Source organism: Bradyrhizobium altum (assembly GCF_020889705.1).
GTDB classification, from domain to species: domain Bacteria; phylum Pseudomonadota; class Alphaproteobacteria; order Rhizobiales; family Xanthobacteraceae; genus Bradyrhizobium; species Bradyrhizobium altum.
Map to the genome: position 1 here is coordinate 1 of NZ_JACMYP010000384.1, position 6,156 is coordinate 6,156.

Here is a 6,156-nt window from a genome sequence, read left to right on the forward strand (position 1 = left end):
CGCGACGGGCCTGCGGCGACGTGCGCGGCGTCCGCCGATCCTGCTTCTCGTCAACCGCCTGCAGAAGGAACATCCCGCGTGCACGCGCTGTCCGAACAGATCCTTTCCGAATTGCGCCACCTGCTGAGCGAGATGAGCGATGGCGGCAGCGTCGGTCCGTCCGTCTACGACACGGCGCGAGCTCTGCAGTTCCACGGCAACGTCACCGGTCGGCAGGACGCATACGCGTGGCTCATCGCGCAGCAACAGGCCGATGGCGGATGGGGAAACGCGGACTTCCCGCTGTTCCGCCATGCGCCCACATGGGCGGCGTTGCTGGCATTGCAGCGTGCCGATCCTCTTCCCGGCGCTGCCGACGCAGTCCAGGCTGCAACCCGGTTCCTCCAGCGCCAGCCCGATCCTTACGCGCATGCGGTGCCGGAAGACGCGCCGATCGGCGCGGAGCTGATCCTGCCGCAGCTTTGCGGCGAGGCCTCATCCTTGCTGGGCGGCGTGGCGTTTCCGCGCCACCCGGCGCTGTTTCCGTTGCGGCAAGCGCGCCTGGTCAAGCTGGGGGCGGTGGCGACGTTGCCGAGCGGCCATCCGTTGCTGCACTCCTGGGAAGCCTGGGGGACGTCGCCGACCACCGCATGCCCGGATGACGACGGCAGCATCGGCATCAGTCCGGCGGCCACCGCCGCGTGGCGTGTGCACGCCGTGACACAGGGGAGCATGCCGAAGGTCGGGCGCGCGACGCGTACCTGCAGGCGGCATCGCGGGCGACGCGCAGCGGCATCGAAGGTGTCGTTCCTAACGTCTGGCCGATCAATGTGTTCGAGCCATGCTGGTCGCTGTACACCCTGCATCTGGCCGGGCTGTTCGCGCATCCCGCGCTCGCCGAGGCGGTGCGCGTGATCGTCGCGCAGCTCGACGCCCGCCTGGGCGTGCGCGGTCTGGGCCCGGCCTTGCACTTCGCGGCCGATGCGGACGACACCGCCGTTGCATTGTGCGTCCTGCGCCTTGCAGGCCGCGACCCGGCGGTCGATGCGTTGCGTCATTTCGAAATCGGCGAGCTGTTCGTCACCTTCCCCGGCGAGCGCAATGCCTCGGTGTCGACCAACATCCATGCCCTGCATGCGTTGCGACTGTTGGGAAAGCCCGCTGCCGGCACCAGCGCCTACGTCGAGGCCAATCGCAACCCGCACGGTCTATGGGGCAACGAAAAATGGCACGTTTCGTGGCTGTATCCCACCGCGCATGCGGTCGCTGCGCTGGCGCAAGGCAAGCCCCGGTGGCGCGACGAGCGCGCGCTGGCGGCGCTGCTGCAGGCGCAGCGCAACGATGGCGGCTGGGGTGCCGGTCGCGCGTCCACATTCGAGGAAACCGCCTATGCGCTGTTCGCGTTGCACGTGATGGACGGCAGCGAAGAGCCTATAGGGCGCCGGCGCATCGCGCAGGCGGTGGGGCGTGCGCTGGAGTGGATGCTTGCTCGCCATGCGGCGCATGCATTGCCGCGGACGCCGCTGTGGATCGGCAAGGAACTGTATTGCCCCACCCGGGTCGTGCGCGTGGCCGAACTCGCCGGCTTGTGGCTAGCGCTTCGTTGGGGGCGGCGCGTCATGGCCGAGAGAGCAGGAGCAGCGCCATGATCCAGACCGAACGCGCGCTGCAGCAGGTGCTGGAGTGGGGGCGTTTCCTGACCGGGTTCGCCGACGAGCATGCCGTGGAAGCGGTCAGGGGCGGCCAGTACATCCTGCAGCGCATCCATCCAAGCCTGCGCGACACCAGCGCCCGCACCGGCCGCGATCCGCAGGACGAAACGCTGACCGTGGCGTTCTATCGCGAACTGGCGCTGCTGTTCTGGCTCGACGATTGCAACGACCTTGGCCTGATCGCGCCGGAGCAGCTCGCCGCGGTAGAACAGGCGCTGGGGCAGGGTGTGCCGTGCGCGCTCCCCGGATTCGAGGGCTGCGCCGTGCTGCGCGCATCGCTGGCCGCGCTCGCCTACGATCCTCGCGACTATGCTCAGCTTCTCGACGATACCCGGCGCTACTGCGCGGCGCTGCGCGCCGGACACGCGCAGGCGGCAGGGGCGGAACGCTGGTCCTACGCCGAGTACCTGCACAACGGCACCGATTCGATCGCCTACGCCAACGTGTTCTGTTGCCTGTCGTTGCTGTGGGGGCTGGACATGGCGACCTTGCGCGAGCGTCCGGCGTTTCGCCAGGTCCTGCGGCTCATCTCCGCAATAGGGCGCCTGCAGAACGATCTGCATGGACTCGACAAGGACAGGTCGGGCGGCGAGGCCGACAACGCGGCGATCCTGCTGCTAGAACGCTATCCGACTATGCCTGTGATGGAGTTCCTCAACGACGAGCTGGCCGGCTATACGCGCATGTTGCACCGGGTGATGGCGGAAGAATGCTTTCCTGCGCCGTGGGCACCGTTGATCGAAGCCATCGCGGCCATCCGCGCGCAGTACTACCAGACCTCGACCAGCCGCTACCGCAGCGACGCTGTGGGGGGAGGCCAGCGTGCGCAGGCCTGAACGCGCGGGAGATGGCGGCGTGCGCGCGCTGCCGTCGGTTCGATCCGACGCAACGCCGCCGCCCGATGCGATGGATGGAGCGAGCATGTGCGACACCGCCCTGAGCGGGCGCAAGGACGACCATCCGGACCTCGTGCTGGATCGGCGAACGGCGCCGGCCATGGTCGCCGCCGGCTGGGAGTACATCCGGTTCGAACACTGCGCATTGCCCGAGTTGGACTGCTGATCAGCTCCATGACCGGTGGCATGCCATCAAAGTGCAGCCGGCGGACAGGTCGAGCGATTCGTTCCGGGAGCTGAAAACCCGGCCTCCTTGGTGATGGTATGCCACCGACATCGATTTGAGCGCTCAAGCCTTCACAAGGTCGATCCCCTGTTTCGCGGCAGAGGGATCAGCAGTGCTCAGCAACATTGGGGGACCCTCGATCGGCTCACCGGAGCTCCTCGTGCAATGACTCGCCAAAGATCGCAGCACCATCGAACGATAAGCCCATGCTGATCAAGATCGTGTCCCCACGCATGCGGTCGACGCTGCAAGGCGCGAGCTGTCATATTAGGGACGACGGCGCCAATTCTGGCGCGGCCTCGATGCTCACCAGCAGGCTTGGATGTCTCGAGAGGCAGTTTGCGAGGGCGAAGATGGAGTCTTTCAATCGAGCTTATAGGAGGCCTGAAAGAACGTACCCCAGCGCTCCTTGCTGTACTTTGCAAATGGGCGAGGTCGTCGGTGCGCAGCGTTCGTTCGGCGGCTGGGAGGAGATGACTCAAGTCACAACGGTAACATCTCCTGCCAGGCTCGGCCGCCAGCTTTTTCGCGGGTAAGAAACTTAGTTTTCGATATTAGTTTTAAGGCATATTTTTGGATTATGAGATAAAACCAATACTTCGGCAATATTGCGTATAACTCATATCCCTATTATATTTCCTAAAACTAATAAAGGAGACATCCATGATTTTGAAGAGAATCAACGATGTGGGACTGGCCATGAGACAGGCCCGCCAGGAGCGAAAGCTGACCCAGAAGCAGCTCGCCGTCAAGCTCGGAACCAATCAGGAATGGATCTCCCAGTTCGAGACGGGCCGCCTTGAGAACCCAAGCCTCGGGACGGTCCTCAAGGCGATGGCCATTCTGGGGGTGAATCTGAGCATCGACAGCTTTCCAAAGTCCGTTCGGGACGAATCCTTGGACACCGGTGACCTCGCGCTGGACGAGCCAAGCTTCCTCAAAGGACCGGGCCGATGAGCAAATTCCTGAATGTTTTGATGGGCGGCGTCCCGATCGGTCGCCTCGAGCAGATGGATAGCGGCGTACTCGGCCTCGCGTATGCCGACCGCTGGCTCGCGGCGGATAGGATCCAGATTCCGCTCTCTATGTCCCTGCCTCTCGCTGCCAAGAAGCACTCAGGCGCCGAGGTGACCAACTATCTCTGGAATCTGCTTCCGGACAATGACCAGACTCTGCAGAAGTGGGGGCAGATCTACGGCGTATCGCCGAACAGCGCGTTCGCTCTGCTGTCCAAGGTCGGAGAAGACTGCGCCGGCGCGATCCAGATCGTTACCGACGAATGGATGGCCGCCAATGCCGGCTCGCCCGCTGAGGTCCAGTGGATAGACGAAGCGGAGGTCGCAAACCGCCTCAAGCGCCTGCGCGAGGAGAGGACGTGGACGGGACGTCGCGACAGCGATCGGGGGCACTTCAGCCTCGCCGGCGCGCAGCCAAAAATGGCCTTGCTGTTCGACGGAAGGAGGTGGGGCGTACCGAGCGGCCGCCGCGCGACCACGCATATCCTCAAGCCGCCCATGCCTCACCTCCGGGGCACGATCGAGAACGAATACGCATGCCTGCGTCTGGCGAGCCGCGTAGGAATCACGTCAGCCGAAGTGAAGGTCGGAAAGTTCGGTGAAGAGATCGCGATCGTCGTTACTAGATACGACCGCGAGATCGGTACCGACGGAGTGGTCCGACGCTTTCACCAGGAGGACATGTGCCAGGCGCTCGGTGTGCATCCCGCCACCAAGTACCAGAGCGAAGGCGGTCCCTCGATCGAGCAGATCTCCAACGAAGTGCTGCGTTATGCTACCGATCCTGAGGCGGAGAAGGCGAGGTTCGCCGAGATGATCGCGTTCAACTTCCTGGTGCTCGGTACCGACGCCCACGCGAAGAACTTCTCGGTCGTCCATCTTCCGGGGCGAAAGATGTATCTCGCGCCGATGTACGACGTCCTGAGCTTCGTGCCCTACGACGACGACGAACACGAGCGGCGCAGGCTGCGGATGGCTATGAAGATCGGTGGCTACTACAAGTTCTCCGAAATCCAGCCGCGGCATTGGGCGCGCCAGGCGAAGCTTATGCAGATGGATCCCGACGAGATGATCGCGCGGTTGGTCGCGCTCGCTGAGAAGATACCGCACGCGCTGAGCGACGTCGTGAAGGAAGCGCGGGCCGGTGGACTGAAAGAACCGGTGCTCGACGCGATGCTGGACGGCATTTCGGCACGCTGCGAGGCAATCGTGAAACAATACGGAGCGACTGCCGCGCCGGTGCCGTGACCTGTGTTGCTCTTTTGCGGCCGCCGCCGAAGTCAGCGACCGGGGACGGGCGAGGCGCCATCTTCAAGGCCGTTGTCGCCGTCATGCAGCCCAAGGATCTCGGCCACAGCCGCCTTGACAAGAATCGAGTGGACCATTCTGGCAACAGTCGTGCTCGCCGTCCCGCCTCTCTAGTTAATGTTGATATGGGCCCGGGAGCTTGTGCCGATCATATGCAGCCCCTCGGAAGTGCGAGGTAGAGACTAGTCGACGTGATGCTTCGGCCCGAAACTGATCTTCACCATTAAGAAAGCCCGCGTACAACGCATATACGCCGGCCACGGGCAAAGTTCTGAGCTTTCAGATCTCGTGACCAGTAGCTCGGCTTTTCTGAGACCTAAATCATCGAACTTGGAAAAACCGATGTGCTTCGAGTCTCCAACGACGACAGGCAATTCATTACTCAGTTGTACTCAGTTGTGGAGGGAATTCCTAATATTGGTCTTGCATGGGGTTCTGATGCGGCGGGTATTGCGGGCCAAGCGAGAAGCGTCGAGACTCACCACAAGACCGGCATTGCCAAGGCCGATCTCGGCAATGAGCTTCTGGAAACCATGACGATCCACGCCGCCAGCACCGGACTTGCCCAGGTCTTCGTCAATCACCTGAACGCGCTCAGGCGGCCAGCCCAGACCGATGGCACGATCGACAAGGCGGTACTGTAGCTCGGTGCTCTCCTGATGCTGGCGCACCTGGTTCACGGATGACTGCCGCACGAGACATAGGCCAACTTGGCTCGGTGCGCAGTCGTGAGCCGCTCGTCAGCGATGTTCGAGCTGATCAGCACGACCCAGTCCCCTTCCGGGCGTGCCGGGAATCGCTCGCATTCGCCGCATCAGCGCGGCGATCGTTTGAGCAACCTGGGTTTGCGTCGCGGTCGATAGATTCGGCCACAGGCGCGGAATGCCAGCCGTGGGATGGCCGGGTGGATTTGCCAACGTCGGCAGGGGTCGATACGCAACGCGACCTGGAAGCGGTCGGTGGGTCATCGCGAATCACCTTCTCGTCGAGAAGGCTCAGACTCGCGCCCAAATGTTGCA

Annotated in this window: 4 protein-coding genes and 2 pseudogenes; 5 read left to right on the forward strand and 1 reads right to left on the reverse strand. The window is 63.4% G+C overall.

The genetic code is table 11. The features are described 5' to 3' along the window. Positions 1–78: 78 nt before the first annotated feature. The 5 genes and pseudogenes from H8B02_RS44275 (at position 79) to H8B02_RS44295 (ending at position 5,077) form a co-directional block, all read left to right on the forward strand. Positions 79–1,628 (forward strand): annotated as a pseudogene (locus H8B02_RS44275) (hypothetical protein). Next, on the forward strand, positions 1,625–2,527 hold the full coding sequence (locus tag H8B02_RS44280; RefSeq protein WP_229172059.1) for a terpene synthase family protein: 903 nt from the start codon (positions 1,625–1,627) through the stop codon (positions 2,525–2,527). The pseudogene H8B02_RS44275 and the gene H8B02_RS44280 overlap by 4 nt, the downstream one beginning before the upstream one ends. 28 nt (positions 2,528–2,555) lie before the next feature. Then, positions 2,556–2,747 (forward strand): annotated as a pseudogene (locus H8B02_RS44285) (type 2 isopentenyl-diphosphate Delta-isomerase); the annotation flags it as partial. A 729-nt stretch (positions 2,748–3,476) separates the two neighbouring features. Then, positions 3,477–3,770 (forward strand): helix-turn-helix domain-containing protein, encoded by a 294-nt coding sequence (locus H8B02_RS44290; protein WP_229172060.1) that lies wholly within the window; start codon positions 3,477–3,479, stop codon positions 3,768–3,770. Further along, a complete protein-coding gene (locus H8B02_RS44295; RefSeq protein WP_229172061.1) occupies positions 3,767–5,077 on the forward strand; it encodes a type II toxin-antitoxin system HipA family toxin in 1,311 nt (436 codons plus the stop codon). The genes H8B02_RS44290 and H8B02_RS44295 overlap by 4 nt, the downstream gene beginning before the upstream one ends. Before the next feature lie 452 nt (positions 5,078–5,529). Here H8B02_RS44295 and H8B02_RS44300 read toward each other — a convergent pair whose 3' ends face one another. Then, positions 5,530–5,832, reverse strand: coding sequence for a recombinase family protein (locus tag H8B02_RS44300; protein WP_312001558.1), 303 nt, complete (start codon positions 5,830–5,832; stop codon positions 5,530–5,532). Positions 5,833–6,156 lie beyond the last annotated feature (324 nt).

Excerpts from the sequence above, each read along its gene's own strand:
- H8B02_RS44280 (WP_229172059.1), top strand. The coding sequence starts at position 1,625 with ATGATCCAGACCGAACGCGCGCTGCAGCAGGTGCTGGAGTGGGGGCGT.
- H8B02_RS44290 (WP_229172060.1), top strand. The coding sequence starts at position 3,477 with ATGATTTTGAAGAGAATCAACGATGTGGGACTGGCCATGAGACAGGCC.
- H8B02_RS44295 (WP_229172061.1), top strand. The coding sequence starts at position 3,767 with ATGAGCAAATTCCTGAATGTTTTGATGGGCGGCGTCCCGATCGGTCGC.